General features: G+C 44.7%; 22 protein-coding genes. 15 read left to right on the top strand and 7 right to left on the bottom strand.

Translation table 11 applies throughout. The features are described 5' to 3' along the window. The first annotated feature begins 8 nt into the window (after positions 1-8). Complete coding sequence (gene glnA, locus AC1WMD_RS14295; RefSeq protein ID WP_043904223.1) at positions 9-1,343, top strand: type I glutamate--ammonia ligase; 1,335 nt, start codon at positions 9-11, stop codon at positions 1,341-1,343. A gap of 85 nt (positions 1,344-1,428) precedes the next feature. On the opposite strand, the gene lexA is transcribed toward glnA, so the two are convergent. After that, complete coding sequence (lexA, locus tag AC1WMD_RS14300; protein WP_043904224.1) at positions 1,429-2,052, bottom strand: transcriptional repressor LexA; 624 nt, start codon at positions 2,050-2,052, stop codon at positions 1,429-1,431. Positions 2,053-2,203: 151 nt separating this feature from the next. On the opposite strand from lexA, the gene yneA reads away from it, so the two are divergent. The 8 genes from yneA to AC1WMD_RS14340 all read left to right on the top strand — a co-directional run bounded on the left by yneA (position 2,204) and on the right by AC1WMD_RS14340 (position 10,264). Continuing rightward, a complete protein-coding gene (gene yneA, locus AC1WMD_RS14305; protein WP_494257716.1) occupies positions 2,204-2,509 on the top strand; it encodes a cell division suppressor protein YneA in 306 nt (101 codons plus the stop codon). A 21-nt stretch (positions 2,510-2,530) separates the two neighbouring features. After that, a complete protein-coding gene (locus tag AC1WMD_RS14310; RefSeq protein ID WP_494257718.1) occupies positions 2,531-3,190 on the top strand; it encodes a YneB family resolvase-like protein in 660 nt (219 codons plus the stop codon). Between the two features lie 155 nt (positions 3,191-3,345). Then, a complete protein-coding gene (locus tag AC1WMD_RS14315; protein WP_043904227.1) occupies positions 3,346-3,576 on the top strand; it encodes a DUF896 domain-containing protein in 231 nt (76 codons plus the stop codon). A gap of 135 nt (positions 3,577-3,711) precedes the next feature. Further along, complete coding sequence (tkt, locus tag AC1WMD_RS14320; RefSeq protein WP_494257720.1) at positions 3,712-5,718, top strand: transketolase; 2,007 nt, start codon at positions 3,712-3,714, stop codon at positions 5,716-5,718. A gap of 156 nt (positions 5,719-5,874) precedes the next feature. Next, positions 5,875-6,312, top strand: a complete 438-nt coding sequence (gene sirA, locus AC1WMD_RS14325; RefSeq protein WP_043904229.1) for a sporulation inhibitor of replication protein SirA — start codon at positions 5,875-5,877, stop codon at positions 6,310-6,312. Positions 6,313-6,399: 87 nt separating this feature from the next. Beyond that, positions 6,400-6,612 carry a YneF family protein gene (locus tag AC1WMD_RS14330; RefSeq protein WP_043904230.1) on the top strand — a complete coding sequence of 71 codons (213 nt, stop codon included), beginning with the start codon at positions 6,400-6,402 and terminating at the stop codon, positions 6,610-6,612. A 116-nt stretch (positions 6,613-6,728) separates the two neighbouring features. After that, positions 6,729-8,483, top strand: coding sequence for an ABC transporter transmembrane domain-containing protein (locus AC1WMD_RS14335; protein WP_043904231.1), 1,755 nt, complete (start codon positions 6,729-6,731; stop codon positions 8,481-8,483). Beyond that, a complete protein-coding gene (locus AC1WMD_RS14340; protein WP_043904232.1) occupies positions 8,480-10,264 on the top strand; it encodes an ABC transporter ATP-binding protein in 1,785 nt (594 codons plus the stop codon). The genes AC1WMD_RS14335 and AC1WMD_RS14340 overlap by 4 nt, the downstream gene beginning before the upstream one ends. Positions 10,265-10,285: 21 nt before the next feature. Here AC1WMD_RS14340 and AC1WMD_RS14345 read toward each other — a convergent pair whose 3' ends face one another. Next, positions 10,286-10,462, bottom strand: coding sequence for an aspartyl-phosphate phosphatase Spo0E family protein (locus tag AC1WMD_RS14345; RefSeq protein ID WP_043904233.1), 177 nt, complete (start codon positions 10,460-10,462; stop codon positions 10,286-10,288). Positions 10,463-10,642: 180 nt separating this feature from the next. On the opposite strand from AC1WMD_RS14345, the gene AC1WMD_RS14350 reads away from it, so the two are divergent. The 3 genes from AC1WMD_RS14350 to AC1WMD_RS14360 all read left to right on the top strand — a co-directional run bounded on the left by AC1WMD_RS14350 (position 10,643) and on the right by AC1WMD_RS14360 (position 12,301). Continuing rightward, positions 10,643-11,350 (top strand): cytochrome c biogenesis CcdA family protein, encoded by a 708-nt coding sequence (locus AC1WMD_RS14350; protein WP_043904234.1) that lies wholly within the window; start codon positions 10,643-10,645, stop codon positions 11,348-11,350. A 31-nt stretch (positions 11,351-11,381) separates the two neighbouring features. After that, the gene (locus tag AC1WMD_RS14355; protein ID WP_043904235.1) at positions 11,382-11,738 is read left to right on the top strand and encodes a response regulator; all 357 of its coding nucleotides are present in this window, start codon (positions 11,382-11,384) and stop codon (positions 11,736-11,738) included. Between the two features lie 83 nt (positions 11,739-11,821). After that, positions 11,822-12,301, top strand: coding sequence for a CcdC family protein (locus AC1WMD_RS14360; RefSeq protein WP_043906507.1), 480 nt, complete (start codon positions 11,822-11,824; stop codon positions 12,299-12,301). 87 nt (positions 12,302-12,388) lie between these two features. Here the strand turns inward: AC1WMD_RS14360 and AC1WMD_RS14365 are convergent, their stop codons facing one another. Then, positions 12,389-12,823: a DUF2621 family protein gene (locus AC1WMD_RS14365; protein WP_043904236.1), complete on the bottom strand. Its 435-nt coding sequence runs from the start codon at positions 12,821-12,823 to the stop codon at positions 12,389-12,391. A gap of 261 nt (positions 12,824-13,084) precedes the next feature. On the opposite strand from AC1WMD_RS14365, the gene AC1WMD_RS14370 reads away from it, so the two are divergent. Continuing rightward, the gene (locus tag AC1WMD_RS14370) at positions 13,085-13,750 is read left to right on the top strand and encodes a cell wall hydrolase (RefSeq protein WP_494257724.1); all 666 of its coding nucleotides are present in this window, start codon (positions 13,085-13,087) and stop codon (positions 13,748-13,750) included. Positions 13,751-13,902: 152 nt separating this feature from the next. Continuing rightward, complete coding sequence (locus AC1WMD_RS14375) at positions 13,903-14,304, top strand: sigma 54-interacting transcriptional regulator (protein ID WP_043904238.1); 402 nt, start codon at positions 13,903-13,905, stop codon at positions 14,302-14,304. Positions 14,305-14,352: 48 nt separating this feature from the next. Here AC1WMD_RS14375 and AC1WMD_RS14380 read toward each other — a convergent pair whose 3' ends face one another. Beyond that, positions 14,353-14,736: an Hsp20/alpha crystallin family protein gene (locus AC1WMD_RS14380; RefSeq protein WP_052351425.1), complete on the bottom strand. Its 384-nt coding sequence runs from the start codon at positions 14,734-14,736 to the stop codon at positions 14,353-14,355. 100 nt (positions 14,737-14,836) lie between these two features. Continuing rightward, positions 14,837-14,983, bottom strand: coding sequence for a small acid-soluble spore protein P (locus AC1WMD_RS14385; RefSeq protein ID WP_070104934.1), 147 nt, complete (start codon positions 14,981-14,983; stop codon positions 14,837-14,839). A 125-nt stretch (positions 14,984-15,108) separates the two neighbouring features. On the opposite strand from AC1WMD_RS14385, the gene AC1WMD_RS14390 reads away from it, so the two are divergent. Then, a complete protein-coding gene (locus AC1WMD_RS14390) occupies positions 15,109-15,369 on the top strand; it encodes a hypothetical protein (protein WP_017434998.1) in 261 nt (86 codons plus the stop codon). A gap of 334 nt (positions 15,370-15,703) precedes the next feature. Here AC1WMD_RS14390 and AC1WMD_RS14395 read toward each other — a convergent pair whose 3' ends face one another. Both AC1WMD_RS14395 and sspO read right to left on the bottom strand, forming a co-directional pair. Then, on the bottom strand, positions 15,704-17,374 hold the full coding sequence (locus AC1WMD_RS14395; RefSeq protein ID WP_494257726.1) for an IS200/IS605 family accessory protein TnpB-related protein: 1,671 nt from the start codon (positions 17,372-17,374) through the stop codon (positions 15,704-15,706). A gap of 225 nt (positions 17,375-17,599) precedes the next feature. Then, on the bottom strand, positions 17,600-17,749 hold the full coding sequence (gene sspO, locus AC1WMD_RS14400) for a small acid-soluble spore protein SspO (protein WP_017434996.1): 150 nt from the start codon (positions 17,747-17,749) through the stop codon (positions 17,600-17,602).

Consider the following 17,749-nt stretch of genomic DNA (forward strand, 5'->3'; position numbering starts at 1 on the left):
GTTTCAAAATGGCAAAGTACACAAGAGAAGACATCATGCGCATCGTCAAAGAAGAAAACGTCAAGTATATCCGTCTGCAATTTACCGATATTCTTGGCACGATTAAAAACGTCGAAATTCCAATCAGCCAGCTAGAGAAAGCATTAGACAACAAAATGATGTTTGACGGTTCGTCGATTGAAGGATTTGTCCGCATCGAAGAATCCGATATGTATTTATACCCTGATTTAGATACGTTTGTTATTTTCCCATGGACAGCGGAAAAAGGAAAAGTAGCCCGCTTTATTTGCGACATTTATAATCCGGACGGCACGCCGTTTGAAGGTTGTCCGCGCTATAACTTGAAGCGGATTTTAAAAGAAATGGAAGCGCTCGGCTTTACTTCGTTCAACTTGGGCGCGGAACCGGAGTTTTTCCTATTTAAATTAGATGAAAAAGGACACCCTACATTGGAATTAAATGACCAAGGTGGCTATTTCGACTTGGCGCCGACAGACTTAGGGGAAAACTGCCGTCGCGATATCGTGCTTGAGCTTGAGGAAATGGGATTTGAAATTGAAGCTTCCCATCATGAAGTGGCGCCTGGCCAGCATGAAATTGATTTTAAATACGCAGATGCGGTGAAAGCGTGCGACGACATCCAAACATTTAAGCTCGTCGTCAAAACGATCGCCCGCAAGCATGGCCTTCACGCCACATTTATGCCAAAACCGATCTTCGGCATTAACGGGTCTGGAATGCATTGCAATTTATCATTGTTTAGAAATAATGAAAATGCGTTTTTTGATCCAAATGCAGATTTGCAATTAAGCGAAACGGCGTTGCAATTTATTGCCGGCGTGCTGAAACACGCACCAAACTTTACGGCGGTAACGAATCCGACTGTCAACTCCTACAAACGTCTCGTTCCCGGCTATGAAGCGCCATGTTATGTAGCCTGGTCCGCCCGCAACCGCAGCCCGCTCATCCGCATCCCAGCTTCCCGCGGCATGAGCACGCGCATTGAGGTGCGCAGCGTCGACCCATCAGCCAATCCGTATTTGGCGATGGCTGTATTATTAGCGGCGGGATTAGATGGAATCAAAAACAAGCTGACTCCACCGGCTCCGGTTGACCGCAACATTTATGTCATGACGAAAGAAGAGCGCTTAGAGGAAGGAATTGTCGACTTGCCAGCGACATTGGCGGAAGCGCTCGAAAACTTAAAGGCGGATGAAGTCATTGTACAAGCGCTCGGAAAACATTTATTCGAACATTTCGTCGAAGCGAAAGAAATTGAATGGGATATGTTCCGCACCACGGTCCATCAGTGGGAACGCGATCAATATATGGAACTCTATTAAAAACAAAAAGGCTGTCTCATGCGAACGAGACAGCCTTTTTATCATGCGATCAAGAAGAGCTCCCGATCTTGCTTCATTTTCTATTTTAATGGATAATGCGATAGACGCCGATCACTTTGCCGAGAATGGTGCAATTGCGGACGATAATCGGCTCTAAATTCGAATTTTCCGGCTGCAGGCGAATATGGTCTTTTTCTTTAAAAAAGCGCTTGACAGTGGCCTCATTGTCCTCGGTCATCGCCACGACGATATCCCCATTATCAGCGGAAGACTGCTGACGCACAATCACGTAATCGCCATCCAAAATCCCTGCCTCAATCATGCTGTCGCCCATCACTTCCAGCATAAAAACTTGATCTTCTTCGGAAACGAGCCGTTTTGGCAGCGGAAAATAATCTTCGATGTTTTCAATCGCGGTAATTGGCTGTCCGGCCGTCACTTTCCCGATCATCGGCACGGAGACGACATCTTCTTTTTCCTGCGACGCGGTAAAATCGGCATCCAAAATTTCAATCGCACGCGGTTTGGTTGGGTCGCGGCGAATGTATCCTTTGCTTTCGAGCCGCGCTAGATGCCCATGCACGGTAGAGCTTGAAGCAAGTCCGACCGCTTCGCCAATTTCCCGGACTGAAGGAGGATATCCTTTTGTTTTTACCTCTTTTTTAATGAAATCTAAAATTTGCTGCTGCCGCTTTGATAGTTTTGTCATCCTATACACCTCTTACCATACCATTTGTCTACATTATAGCATGCAGTCGCAAAAAAAACAAACATAAGTTCGAAATTTGTATTGACACAAACAAATGTTCTTTATTATAATGAGGACAAAACCGAACAAACATTCTTAAGAGGTGGGGAATATGAAACGAATGATGGTGCATTATCTCATCTTTTCTTCGTTGCTGTTTATGGTGATCGGGGCGTTGTTTTACGCAAACAAACCGGTGAAAAAAGATCAATATATGGAAATCACCGTTGTTTCCGGAGATACGCTTTGGAAGCTAGCGAAAGAATATGAAGATCAGCATCGGCTTTCCACGGAGGAATTCATCAACTGGGTCGTCGACGTTAACCACCTATCCGGCCAGCGAATTGTTGCCGGTGAAAAAATTGTCATTCCTGTGTTAAAATCAAAGGAAGATAGACAGCTGGCTGTCAACCAATAACATGAAAGAGGATGGTATCGCATGAAAGCGATTATATATTGCCGTGTCAGCACCGAAAAAGAAGAGCAGGAAACGTCGCTCGAACGGCAGAAGGAAGAGCTTGAGCAGCTTGCGAAGAAGCACGGCTTTGAAGTAGTGAAAGTGATTATGGAGCAGGCGAGCGGTTATGAAGTGGACAGAGACGGCGTGTTTGAGCTGCTTTCGGCATTAAAAGAACAAGAGATTGACGCGCTTTTAGTTCAAGATGAAACTAGGCTGGGGCGTGGCCATGCGCGAATTGCCCTGCTTCATTGCATCCAAAAAGAAGGAGCAAAAATATATACCATCGCCCATAACGGTGAAATGCAGCTGTCGGAAGCGGATGAAATGGTGCTGAGCATTATTAGCATTGTCGAAGAATATCAACGGAAAATACATAATTTAAAAATTAAGCGCGGGATGAAGCGGGCGGTGGAGCAAGGCTACCGTCCCGAACGAAATTTAAAACATATGGGGGAAAACGCCGGCCGGGAACGAATAGAGCTCCCGGTCGAAGAAATCGTCCGCTTACGCCATAACGGTTTAACGTTTGCGGAAATTGCTGCGACATTGCGCGGGTTTGGCTACGATGTTTCGAAAGCGACCGTTCACCGCCGCTATCGGGAATATGTCGATGCGCATGCTTCGCGACATGAAAGATAGCTGCTTTGTTGCTGGGCGCAGCTGTGGCTATCATTTTTCTAATTTTGCCGTATAGTGCAGGCGTGCGGGATGAAAAAGCAGGACCTTTGCAATTTTTCGTTTTGTCCTATAAGATGGGATCATAACAACAATAGGAAAAATAGGTGGAGGCAGTCATGTTATCGAAACAAAAAATGGCACGAATTAATGAATTGGCGAAAAAGGCAAAAACGGCCGGTTTGACGGCGGATGAAGCGCTGGAACAGCAGCAGCTTCGCCGCGAATACATCCAAGTGTTTCGTAAAGCGATGGAGGATATGTTACATTCTGTAACGGTCATCGATCCCAACGGCAATGATGTCACGCCAAAAAAATTAAAGGAAAGCCAAAAAAAGCGGATGAATTAATATTGCTGGAAAAAGAAAGCATGCCGTAAAAAGATGCTTTCTTTTTCTGTTTTATAGGCCAATATAATATTGTACATCTTGAGCAATTTTCTATATGATAGAATTGACACTATGTTGATGAAAGGATGGAAAGATATGCCGCATACGATCGAGGAACTAGCGATTACGACGATCCGTACTTTGTCCATCGACGCGATCGAAAAGGCGAAATCCGGGCATCCGGGAATGCCGATGGGCGCCGCCCCGATGGCGTATACGCTATGGACGAAATTTATGAACCATAATCCGAGCAACCCGAAATGGTTTAACCGCGACCGCTTTGTTTTATCGGCGGGACACGGTTCGATGCTGCTATACAGCTTGCTTCATTTAAGCGGTTACGATGTTTCTATGGAAGATATTCAACAATTTCGCCAATGGGGCAGCAAAACGCCAGGACATCCGGAATACGGACATACGCCGGGAGTGGAAGCAACGACTGGTCCGCTTGGCCAAGGGATTGCGATGGCCGTTGGCATGGCGATGGCAGAACGTCATTTGGCAGCTACATATAACCGCGAAGGATTTGAAATTGTGAACCACTACACATATGCAATTTGCGGCGACGGCGATCTAATGGAAGGTGTCGCTTCTGAAGCGGCGTCGTTAGCGGGACATTTAAAACTTGGCCGCTTGATTGTTCTTTACGATTCGAACGATATTTCGCTTGACGGTGAATTAAACCTTTCCTTCTCTGAAAGCGTAGAACAACGCTTTAAAGCATACGGTTGGCAATATTTGCGTGTCGAAGACGGTAATAATATCGAAGAAATTGCAAAAGCACTTGAAGAAGCGAAAGCAGATACGACCCGTCCGACGCTGATTGAAGTGAAAACGACGATCGGTTACGGCGCGCCAAATAAAGCAGGAACTTCCAATGTGCACGGCGCACCGCTTGGAGCCGAAGAGGCAAAGTTGACAAAAGAAGCATATCAATGGACTTTTGCCAAAGATTTTTATGTGCCGCAAGAAGTATACGACCATTTCCGCGAAGTGGTCAAGGAAGCAGGCGAGAAAAAAGAAGCGGAATGGAACGAGCTGTTTGCCGCGTATGAGAAAGCATATCCGGATTTAGCGAACCAATTGAGATTAGCGATCAATGGCGAACTTCCAGAAGGATGGGAAAAATCGCTTCCGGTGTATGAAGAAGGGAAAAGCTTGGCAACGCGCGCCGCTTCCGGGGAAGTGATCAACGCGGCTGCAAAAGTGGTTCCGCAATTATTTGGCGGTTCGGCGGATCTGGCCAGCTCCAACAAAACATTAATGAAAGGCGCGGGCAACTTTTTGCCGGAAAGCTATGACGGTCGCAACATTTGGTTTGGCGTGCGCGAGTTTGCGATGGGCGCAGCTTTAAACGGAATGGCGCTGCACGGCGGTTTGAAAGTATTCGGTGGTACGTTCTTTGTGTTCTCCGATTACTTGCGTCCTGCCATCCGTCTCGCTGCCTTAATGGGCTTGCCGGTTACGTACGTACTGACGCATGACAGCATTGCCGTCGGCGAAGACGGTCCGACGCACGAGCCGATCGAGCATCTTCCATCGCTAAGAGCTATGCCGAATTTATCGGTCATTCGTCCGGCTGATGCGAATGAAACGGCGGCAGCATGGCGGCTAGCGTTAGAAGCAACCGATCATCCTACCGCGCTGGTGTTGACGCGGCAAGACGTTCCGACGCTACCGAATACGGCAGAGCGGGCGTATGAAGGAGTGAAAAAAGGTGCATATGTGGTAGCGGAGGCGAAAAACGGCCGGCCGGAAGCGCTGCTGCTCGCATCCGGATCGGAAGTAAGCCTTGCCGTCAAAGCGCAAGAAGCGCTAGCCGAAGAAGGCATTCACGTTTCTGTCATCAGCATGCCTTCGTGGGATCGCTTTGAAAAGCAATCTGCCGACTATAAAGAACAAGTGCTGCCGCGCGCTGTGAAAAAACGGTTGGCGATTGAAATGGCTGCTTCGCTCGGCTGGGAGCGCTATGTCGGTGAAGAAGGCGATATTTTAGCGATTGACCGCTTCGGCGCTTCGGCACCAGGGGAGAAAATTATGGAAGAGTACGGATTTACGGTCGGGAACGTCGTAAAACGGGTCAAAGCATTGCTTGGGAAATAACAAGAAAAAGCTGTCTTCGCCTTTTGGGTGGAGACAGCTTTTGTTATGCAAAAAATCGACAATGTTAGTGAAAAAATTTTTCATTAATAGACATATTTTTCCCTTTCGTTTTCTTATAATAGAAATAAACGAATAAGCAGGAACGGGGGATGGGAAATGGTACGCTATTGGATTTATTTGCTAAATGAAGAAGTGGCAAGTTATTACCGCGACCGTACGGAGAAGATTGTCGAACTATTGCGTGAGCATCAAGTCGCGAAAGCGCCGCTAAAAAGCATTTGCCGAAAACAAGTCGAATTTATTACCGAACGGTTATCGTTTTCCCGATTGGAATTAGGATTGAAACAATATTTTACCGGCAGCGTCGGCAAAAATTTAGAGCGCAATATGTTTATATTGCAAAATGAAATCGGAGATGAAGCCCTGCTTATCGTACAAAAGCGCCGCCTGCTTCTCGTCACCGACAGCCCATCAATCGCTGACGACATTTGCCACGCACTTGCGCAAATATCTCCTTCATTTTTAGCGGTCGACGCCGATTTTGACGACTACGGTTGGCTGAATCCATTAACGGATGGAAGAAAATTTGCGTAAATAAAAGATTTTTGTCAGGAAATATTGTATAATACCACATGGTTTAGTACACTGTTAGATAGACAACATGAAGGAGGAAATAGCCGTATGTGGACAACGATTCTCGTTGGCATTCTAGCGCTTATTGCCGGGACAGCGCTAGGATTTTTCATTGCCCGCAAAACGATGATGAACTATTTAAAGAAAAATCCACCAATTAATGAGCAAATGATCCGCATGATGATGATGCAAATGGGGATGACGCCATCCCAGAAGAAAATCAACCAGATGATGAAAATGATGAACAATCATCTTAAATAATTAGACAGGCACTCGATTCGGAGTGTCTTTTTATTTTGGAAAAACAATCTTTCAAAATTTTTCTATTTTTGTTACAATAATATAACGACTTTGATAGGAAGGATGGGAGAGGTTCGATGACAGTATTCCGCGACTTATTCTGGTTTTTCCGCCAGGAGAAAAAAGCTTATCTTACCGGGATTTTCGCTCTTATTGTTGTCGCGTTTTTAGAAACGATTCCACCGAAAGTCATCGGAATTGTGATTGACCATATTAAAGATGGAACGATAACAAATGCGGTGCTCGTTCGCTGGGTGGCCGTTTTGCTGGCCGTAGCGGTTGCGTTGTATATATTGCGTTATTGGTGGCGGATTTTGATTTTTGGTTCTGCGGTGAAACTGGCGCGCCAGCTTCGCAACGAGCTGTACGCCCACTTTACGAAAATGTCGCCGTCTTTTTATCAGCGGAAACGGATCGGCGATTTAATGGCGCACGCGACCAATGATTTGCAGGCGATCCAGCAGACGGCGGGAAGCGGAATTTTGACGCTTGTCGATTCCTTGACGCTCGGCAGCTTCGTGCTGGCGACGATGGCGCTGACCATTAGCTGGAAATTAACGATCATCAGTTTGCTGCCAATGCCGATCATGGCGATTGCGACAAGCCGTTACGGAACGATTTTGCATAAGCGCTTTTTAAAGGCGCAAGAAGCGTTTTCCTCTTTAAACGATAAAGTGCAAGAGAGCATCAGCGGCATTCGTGTCATTAAATCGTTTGGCTATGAACAAGAGGACATCGAATCGTTTCGCAAGCAGTCGGAAGAGGTGGTCGCGAAAAACGTGGCGGTCGCAAAAATCGACGCTTTGTTTGACCCGACGATTTCATTGATCGTTGGCATTTCGTTTTTCTTAGCCGTTACGTTCGGCGCTAAAATGGTCATTGCCGGTGAATTAACGATCGGGAAACTTGTGTCGTTTACGACATATCTCGGTTTGCTCATATGGCCGATGCTGGCGTTTGGCTGGCTATTTAATATTGTCGAGCGCGGGCGGGCCTCCTATGACCGCGTCCGCGCGCTCCTTGCCGAGAAAGAAGAAATTCAAGAAGCCCAAAACGCGATTACTGTGCCTCCGACCGGCGATATCGTTTATAACATTCGGCAATTTACGTATCCGAATGAATCCCGTCCTTCCTTGGAAAATATCCGCTTTTGTCTGCTTCGTGGCCAGACGCTTGGCATTGTCGGAAAAACAGGGGCGGGGAAAACGACGCTGCTGAAGCTGTTGCTGCGCGAATTTGACCAATATGAAGGAGAAATCCATTTTGGCGACCACGAAATTAGTGAATATACACTGGATGCGCTGCGTGCGGCGATCGGCTACGTGCCGCAAGACCATTTTCTGTTTTCGGCAACAGTAAGGGAAAATATTGCGTTTGCCAAGCCGGAAGCGAGTGAAGAAGAAGTAGTGAGAGCGGCGAAGCTGGCTAATATCCATGACGATATTATGCAGTTTGCCGACGGCTACGACACGATTGTCGGCGAAAGAGGGGTTTCCCTCTCAGGCGGCCAAAAACAGCGGATCTCGATCGCCCGTGCGCTTTTAATGAGCCCGGAAGTGCTTATTTTGGACGATTCGCTATCGGCGGTGGACGCGAAGACGGAGGAACAGATTTTATCCGCTTTAAAAGAAAACCGCGCCGGAAAAACGACGATCATTACCGCCCACCGCTTGAGCGCAATTCAGCACGCCGACTTAATTGTTGTGCTCGATGAGGGGCGGATTGTGCAAATGGGGACGCATGAACAATTGATGCAAGAACGCGGATGGTATCGCGACATGTACGAGCGGCAGCAGCTCGAATCGTTAGTCGAACAGGGAGGAGAAACATGAACGATAAACTATTAACACCAAAAGAACAACGGCAAGTGTTATGGAGGCTGCTTGCTTATATGCGCCGGTATAAGAAAGATACGGCGCTCGCCTTTGCCCTGTTGGTGCTTGCGACCGCGGGGGAGCTTGTCGGGCCGTATTTAGTCAAAATATTTATCGACGACTATTTAACGCCGCGGCGTTTGGATTTTACTCCATTGTTTTGGCTGGCGGCGGTCTATATCGCCGTGCTGCTCTTGAAAACGGTGATTTCTTACTTTCAGCTCGTTAAGTTTCAAGAGCTGGCGCTCGAAGTGATTCAAGCGCTGCGGATGGATGTGTTTACAAAAGTGCATCAGCTTGGCATGAGCTATTTTGACCGCACGCCGGGCGGAAGCATTGTCTCGCGCGTGACAAATGACACGGAAGCGATCAAAGACATGTTCATCAGCGTCCTTGCGGCTTTTATTCAAAACGGCGTATTTGTCATCGGCGTATTTATCGCCATGTTTTCCTTAAACGTGCGCCTTGCTCTTTATTGTTTGTTTATTTTGCCGGTCATTGTTGGGATTATGAAATTGTATCGCCATTATAGTTCGATTTTTTATAAAGACATGCGCGAGCGCCTCAGCGAGTTGAACGCCAAATTAAACGAGTCGCTGCAAGGAATGGCGATCATTCAAGCGTTCCGCCAGCAAAAGCGGCTATATAACGAGTTTGCGCACATTAACGACAAACATTATGCGGCGGGTATGAAAAACATTAAAATCGACGGGCTATTATTGCGTCCGGCGATCGATTTCGTCTATATTGTATCGATTATCATTGTGTTAAGCTTTTTCGGCATTTCCGCCCAAGAAAGCCCGGTGGAAATCGGGGTGCTGTACGCATTTGTCAACTATTTGGAGCGCTTTTTCGAACCGGTGACGCAAATGATGATGCGTCTATCGCTGTACCAGCAAGCGATTGTTTCCGGCGCTCGCGTCTTTGCCCTTTTGGATCATAAAGAATTGGCGCCGCCAAATGCGGAAACATCCAAGGCTGTCATTCAAGAAGGAGAAATTGAGTTTCGCGATGTCAGTTTTTCCTACGACGGAAAGCGTGATGTGCTGAAACATATTTCCTTTGTCGTCAAGCCGGGAGAAACGGTCGCCCTTGTCGGGCATACCGGGAGCGGAAAAAGTTCGATTATTAATTTGTTAATGCGTTTTTACGAGTTTGACCGCGGCGATATTCTCATTGACGGCATATCGATTCGTGATTATTCGCGCGAGGAGCTGCGTAAACATATCGGCCTTGTGCTGCAAGATCCGTTTCTTTTTTACGGAACGATTAAAGACAACATCCGTATGTACAACCATTCATTAACCGATGAGCAAATCATTAAAGCCGCCCGCTATGTGCAGGCGGATGTGTTTATTGAAAAGCTGCCGGACAAATACGACCATCAAGTAGTGGAAAGAGGGACTACTTTCTCAAGCGGCCAGCGGCAGCTAATCTCTTTTGCGCGCACGATCGCGGCAAACCCGAAAATATTGGTGCTCGACGAAGCGACGGCCAATATTGATACAGAAACGGAAGGAGCGATTCAAGAGGCGCTCGCAAAAATGCGGAAAGGCCGGACGACGATTGCGATCGCCCACCGGCTTTCGACGATCCAAGACGCCGATCAAATTCTCGTGCTCCATCGCGGCGAAATTGTCGAACGGGGGACGCACCAAGAGCTGCTGGCGCAAAAAGGACTGTACTATAAAATGTATTTATTGCAAAATGGCTTAGTAGATGCAGAAGAGTACGTATAAAAAGGAAAAGCGCTGTTCCCGCTATGGTCGGGGAGCGCTTTTTTGCTTACGCTTCTGCCGGTTATAAGCGTTCAGAAGCGAATCTAATTCTTTGCTTATTTGAATGGCGGCGGCCGAGTTCAATCCATTTTTCGCGACAATTTCCACAAGCTCCGTCCGTTTTTGCTCAATTAATGTTAAAATTTCGTCTTTAATCACGGAAAAACAGTTCCTTTCATGATCCAAAATTTATAGTGGGTGATTGTATTGTATACTATTTTACCAGTTAATGCAAAAAGGGAAAATAGAAAATATATACATGATGCTAGTCAAATACGTTACTAATAAGTCTATTTTTGCTACAATAAAAATAAAAAATGGGTAGGGGTTGAATGAATCATGACGGATGTCAATGTATTTTTGGCGTTTGGCGCCGGCTTTTTATCCTTTATTTCTCCGTGCTGTCTGCCTTTGTATCCGGCGTTTTTATCCTATATTACCGGCGTATCGGTAAGTGAGCTGAAAACGGAGAAAGCGATGATGCAGCGGCGCAGTTTATTACATACACTGTTTTTCCTCCTTGGTTTTTCGCTCATTTTTATTTCGATCGGATTTGGCACCTCGCTTGTCGGTCAGTGGTTTAGCGAATATCAAGATTTCATCCGGCAAATCGGCGCCATTCTTATCGTGATTTTCGGTCTTGTGATTGTCGGAATATGGAAACCATCCTTTTTAATGAAAGACCGCCGTCTGTCTTTTCAAGAACGCCCTTCCGGATTCATCGGTTCGATCATCATTGGCATGGCGTTTGCGGCGGGATGGACACCGTGCACCGGCCCGATCTTAGTGTCGGTCATCGCGCTGGCGGCGACGAATCCTGGATCGGGAATGCTGTATATGCTCGCTTATTCGCTAGGCTTTGCCGTGCCGTTTTTTATTCTTTCTTTCTTTATCGGAAAGATGCAATGGATTCGCAACCATAGCGAAAAAATGGTGAAAGTCGGCGGATATGTTATGATTGCGATGGGGGTTGTTCTCTTTTTCGATTGGATGACGAAAATTATTGCGTACACGACAAGCATTTTTGGAGGATTTAGAGGTTTCTAAACTTGTTTGTTAAGGGGGAATCGTGAATATTATGGCTACTATTCTCATTGTCGATGATGCGAAATTTATGAGAGTAACGTTGACGAAAATTTTGCAAAAAGCGAATCATACTATCATCGGCGAAGCAGAAAACGGAAAAGAGGCAGTGGAGTTATATCGGCGTTTAAATCCAGATATTGTCATCCTTGATATTACGATGCCGGTGATGAATGGAATTGAGGCGGTGCGCGCCATCAAACAAGTGGATCGAAACGCGAAAATCATTATCTGTTCGGCTATGGGACAGCAGCGCATGGTCGTCGAGGCGATTGAGGCCGGCGCGGCTGACTTTATTGTAAAGCCGTTTGAAGAAAGCCGCGTGCTTGAAGCGGTCAGCCGTCTGTTATAACAATTAGCAATATAAATATGCACGATTTGTGGATTTTTGTTATAATACCATTATCACAAACTTAAAAGAAGAGGATGATGCGTTTGGCTATCATAACATCACTCATTGCGGTATTCATGGCGTTTTTCATATTCTTCGTGCGCATGAAAGCATCGCAAAAACCGGCAAACGCGAAAAAAATTATTTTGCCGCCGATATTTATGAGCACCGGCGCGCTTATGTTTTTGGATCCTGTATTCCGCGTGACGAAAGGCGAGCTGATCGAGGCGATTGTGCTTGGAGCGTTTTTTTCCATTTTTCTTATTAAAACGTCGAAATTTGAAATTAGAGATGGCGAAATTTATTTGAAACGTTCGAAAGCATTTGCGCTTATTTTAGTCGGCTTGATCCTCATTCGCCTTGCATTGAAATCCTATTTAGGCCGAACGATCGATTACCGCCAGTTAAGCGGAATGTTTTATCTGCTTGCTTTTTCGATGATTTTACCGTGGCGCATCGCCATGTATATTTCCTACAAAAAACTAGAGCGGCGCCTGAAATATCAACCGCCGATTTTAACTTAACGATAATGCATAACAAAAAAGCGGGAAGTAGTCCCCGCTTTTTTGTTGTTCAGCCAGCCGTCACGGACAGGACAAAAGCTGTATCGACTATTTGCTTTGCAACAGATCTTCATAAGGAGCAATATTAATTTGTTTTTCTTTTAATGTACGGATCAAAAATTTATGGTCGCGTTTTGGGGTGGCGATAATATAACCGCGAATAATCAAATCTCTTGTGATTCGGGAGGCGTTTTCCGCTATTGCCAGTTCCCCGATTTTTCCGGCAATTTTTTGTCGGGCGACATCGCGAAACAATTCAGGAACCGGCTTGACGAGCTCCTCTAAAAGCGCCTTTTCTTCTTCTCCCCATAAATGCCGCGTCTGTTCAATATAATATTCCTGCCAGTCCAATTCCGATTTTCCGTCTTCTTTTGGCAGCCGTTTTAAAAATTTGCGAAACATAAAAAAGCCGCCGATCGACATCGTGACAAACAAAAATACGCTCCAAAACAAAATAAACCAAAGAAACCAGCCTGTTAACATCCTTTCCACCTCAACGAATTCCAATCTATCAACCATTATTGCGAAAAAAGCGGATTTTTGCAAGATAAGCATGTTTTTATCGCTCTGTTACAAAAATGTAATGCAAATGTAAAGAAGCGCCGTGATCCTTTATGTATCAATGGATGCGCAGCCATTACAACCGTAATATGGAAATGATATACAGTGACCGATGTGGACAAACATGCTACTCTATTAAACGCAGACGCCAAGCCAAAAAGCAACTATGAGGAGGAAACAATAATGAAGAAAACTGTTGCAACACTCGCAGTAGTTTGCTGTATGGCCTTCGGTTTGACTTCGCATTCAACAGAAGCGGCAACCGCATATACATACTATCAAGTAAAGAAAGGCGATACGTTTTCCAAGATTGCCAAAACATATAAAACTACTATTTCGGCGTTAAAATCATTAAACGGCCGCAAAAGCGATGTTCTTTATGCGGGCGAGAAAATTAAAGTGCCGCGCCTTGCTGCAGCTTCCGGCGCAAAGCCGATAGCGAGCTCTTCTTCCCAAAAGCGGACGATTTCGATTAGCGCTGAAGAGCGAAAACTGTTGGCACAGCTTGTCCAAGCGGAAACCGGCTTTAGCGAGCCGTTTGCCGGAAAAGTGGAAGTCGCGCTCGTCATTTTCAACCGCGTCAAACATCCTGACTTTCCAAATACGGTCAAAGGTGTCATTTATCAAAAAACAAAATCAGGCTACGCGTTTGTACCAGTAAAAACAGGAAAGCTTACCCACATTCAGCCGACAAAGCAGGATTACGAAGCGGTCGATAAGGCGCTATCGCTGTTTCCGAACGACCGCCGCGGTTCGCTCTACTTTTATAATCCAAAAATCACAAAAGATAAATGGATGCTGTCAAGACCAGTCACGATCCGTATCGGACATCATGTGTTCGCAAAATAAAAGAGGATATCCCCCACGAAAAGAGGGGATATCCTCTTTTTTTGCATGAAAGCAGCCAGTAGTCGAAACGTTGTTATATGTACGGCTGTTTTTGTAATAACAAGTATTTTCCCCCTTCTGTCTCGTAACATAGTTATAGGGGGGAGCATGCCATGAAACGGATCGACCTAATCTATGAAAAACTAAAAGAATGGACAGTAGGGGAAAATCGGTGGGTCAGCGCGAAGGAATTGGCGGATGCATTGCATCTTGACCGCGCCAATGTCAGCAGCGATTTAAATAAACTGTGGCGGCAAGGAAAGGCGAAAAAACTGCCGGGAAGACCAGTGAGGTTTACCATTGCCAAACAGGGAGCGGAAAAAATATTTGCCACGAAATTAGATGAGCTTTCCTACCAGCAACCGAGTTTAACGATTGCCGTCGAACAAGGGAAAGCAGCGATCCTTTATCCGCCGAAAGGGATGCATATGCTTATTTTCGGCGAAACGGGCACAGGCAAATCGATGTTTGCCCAGCAAGGGAAACCTAAGCTGGGCTTTTCACGTCAAAGTTGATTTTCCGATAAATATTTTATGTAAACAAAAAGCCCTTTTAGTAAGAGCCTACTCGTTGATATCGATGATCGAATTGCCTTGTGGCTGCACATCATTTTGTCGCGCGCTTTTGCTGATGCGAATTTCTAAAATAGGTGCGGAAAAATGCGCGGAAATATGTTTGTCCGCAAGCGAAAACGGTAGTAAAATTGTCCGCTGCTTTTCCACGTGGCCGTTTTTCTGGATTTGAATCGAAAGGGAACGGCTTTCGCGCAGTACGACAATATGTTCTTTTTGACAATGGCAAAGCTCTGCTTCGATAATATAGTCTTCCTCTGTTTCGAGCACTTCGACGTGAAAGATCGTTTCGTCCAACAGAGGAGCAAGCGGATCGTTGCATAACAAGTCAAGCCACTGCCGCAGCTCATTTTGTTCATCGCCATTTTTATGCACGATGGAAAGCTCCCTCCGCATTGTTAAACTGTATTGCTGTTGTTTATCATATGCAGCATCACCGAAGAGGTTCGCGGCGGGAGCGAAAAATCATTTTTTATTACATGTCGTGGCCGGAATTATGTTTTTGCCGCGTATGGTTTTTGTTTTTCACTTTTTTTGAACCGTCTAGCGGCTCCGGCTGCCCCGGATTATCGCCTTTTGGCGCATTTTTACGCATGTCTGCGCCTGTGTTTTTATTGGTCATGTTCATCCCCCTCCTTTTGTCTATTAGCATGCCGGCATCCCTTTTAATTATTCGCGGTATAATTTGCGCCATGTTTGAAACGATAAGTAATGAATGACCGCCACTAGCAAAGGAGGAAGGCAATTATGGCTTATCATAAAACGAAACAAGAAGCGTTTCAAGCGGCGCAAAAGGCAACGATGGAAGCAAAAGAATGGCATGACCATTTAGTGCGCGACCAAGCCGATTACGGCCATCAATTAAGCCATTTAAAGCAAGAGGTAAACGAGGCGTTTGAACAAATTAACAACGCTCTTGAAGTCGCTTCGGAAAAACAGCGGGTGCAGCTCGAAAAGTTTCGCAATGACTTGCAGGCGATTGTCGATGAAGTCAATGAAATACATTGAACTATCCCCACTTACCGGCTAAAGCCGGTGGAAGTGGGGGATTCTTGTTTCCTTTGACTGTTGTTGCTCAAAGGTCCCAAGAACCCCCTCCGTTCAACGAGAGGAGTAGCCATACGAGATGTCCGAAGTGTCCTTTCCGGACGACCAGCTATATGTCTGCTGATGCAGCTCACATAGAAGGTACACCATCTTCCATTCGTATGGCATCCAAAGAACACATTGCAATGCATCCAGTTCCTAGAACCGCCATCTGCTCCGGTGACGAGAGTAAGAGACTGGTACAATGTGTTCTTTTATTTTAAAGCGCTAAGCGATCATGAAATCTCATTGTTTATTACGCTAAAGCTTTTATTAATTGATGTTTTTCTTCTTCTAACAACGATGGATGAAATACATCTATCTCTTGATATGGTTGATTCACATTAAAAAGATGGTACAGTGTATGTGTACGAACAGAAAACTTTTTATCTAAAATAGACCAATGCTTCCAATGATGAGAAGCATCTTTCGGGACATACTTTTTAAGCACCTTTGGAGCTTTTTCTTTATATCCTAATCCTCGACGGCCAATCGTAAATGCAGCTGCTTGGTGGATAGAGATACCGAATTTGCGCATATATTTCAGTTTCCCAGAGACAGAAGTAAAAGCTGGATTCACTTCTATAACAGCAACTCCCATTTTATCGGCACGGCTTTTGATTGCTTGTATCATTTTTCGATACGCGAACATACTCTTCATTCGATTTGCTTTTTTGTTGCCGTATCGATCTCCTGTTTTGGATAAGGTGGTATCTAACTTCTCCAAAACAATAGGTTTTTTCTTTCGAACCGCAATATCCACTAAAGCAATGACTTCTGCTTCGATGATTTTTGTAATCTGGCCCGAAGTTTTCCCTTCTATCGAAAACGAAAGTTTTCCGCTTTCCAAAAAGTTTCCGTCTTTCGAAACATCCGTCCAAGCAATGTGATTATAGTTACAATCTACACCAATAACTCCATCGGAAGTAGAAAAATTAATATATGGATTCGATTCTACATTCACCAAACATTTGATGATATAGTATTCCCCGTGATCTTCCACGGACCAAGAGATTGGTTTTCCGTATTCTTTTTTGTTTTTACATTGGATTTGATCTGTCACCGTTTTATCCACAATTTCTTGGCCGTAAGGGAATATTACTCCCGAAAAGGCAACTACTTTTCCTGTTATCGAGTTCATATGAAGTTCTTTTGTAATTGGATTATAGTGAAACACAAAGTTTCCAGAGCCGGCATCTTTCCGGCCGGAGATGATCATTTCTTTATTTCGTGCAGCTAAAAAAAGTTTTCTCCAGGATTCGTGATCTTTCATAAATTCTTCTTTTGTAAATTGTTGTTTGAATAGTTTTTTACTGCCAAAAACAACACTTGGAATGTGTTCTTTTAATTTGGCTTTTTTTTGTTCTAATCTATCTAAACGATGTTTTAAACGACCGATTTTTGCTTTAGTCTGTTTAATTTTCACATCTAAATAACGATGTTCAAACAAATAGGAATTCATCCAAATCAAAGATCTATTTTTTAATTCAAGAGAAATGATTCCGCTCTTATGCAAAACAAAGTTTGTATTTTTCAGAAACCGTAAGTTTCCTTTGATACAACTTTCTTTGGTTTTGCGTAATTTTGTCAGTTTGGTTCGTTCTGTTTTCAGTTTTTTCTTCAAATTTTTTATTTTTTCTTCTGTCTGTTGAACGTGTATTTTATTTAATTCCATTAGAGAGGAGAAAAGAGCATTTGCTTCTCGGACTGCACTGTTGGTGAAATAATCGTTCAGTCCGTACTTTTTCTTCACAGCGATATGCAGACTTGGATACAATTTTCGTCCCCATCGTTTTTCTCGGACCAGCGTTTGAAAGGCGAAACGTTTCGCTTGATTGAATAACTCTAATGCATAAGATGTTTCCGTCACATGAAGAATATCTATTTCGGATTTATACAATCTTCTTGAAAAATACGCTTTTTTCATCTTTTCCCCACCTCTAACAGAACGTAGGTTCGATATATTTGTTTATATTTTATGACAGAGGAAGAAAGTTTTTCAACTATTACGATTACAAAAAACAAAAAATGCCGATTCATTCCCCACCTATGCTTCGCTTAGAGGTGGGGGGATGAATTGGCAAAAAAAAGATAAAGGGAATGTCACCATCCGACATTCCCTTTTGTCTGGGATGACGAAACAAGCGCAAGGTTATTGGTTCTTTTTTCTTTTTTTATTGTTTTGGCGCTGCGCTTCTGTCAATGGTTCGTTCGAAAATTCTTCGTTATAGCCGGCTCCCATTCCTTGCGCGCTTGCCGCGTTCATGCCTGGAATGACGTGATTGGCTTTTCGTTTGCCCAT

The organism is Parageobacillus sp. NEAU-HV-2 (assembly GCF_059115485.1).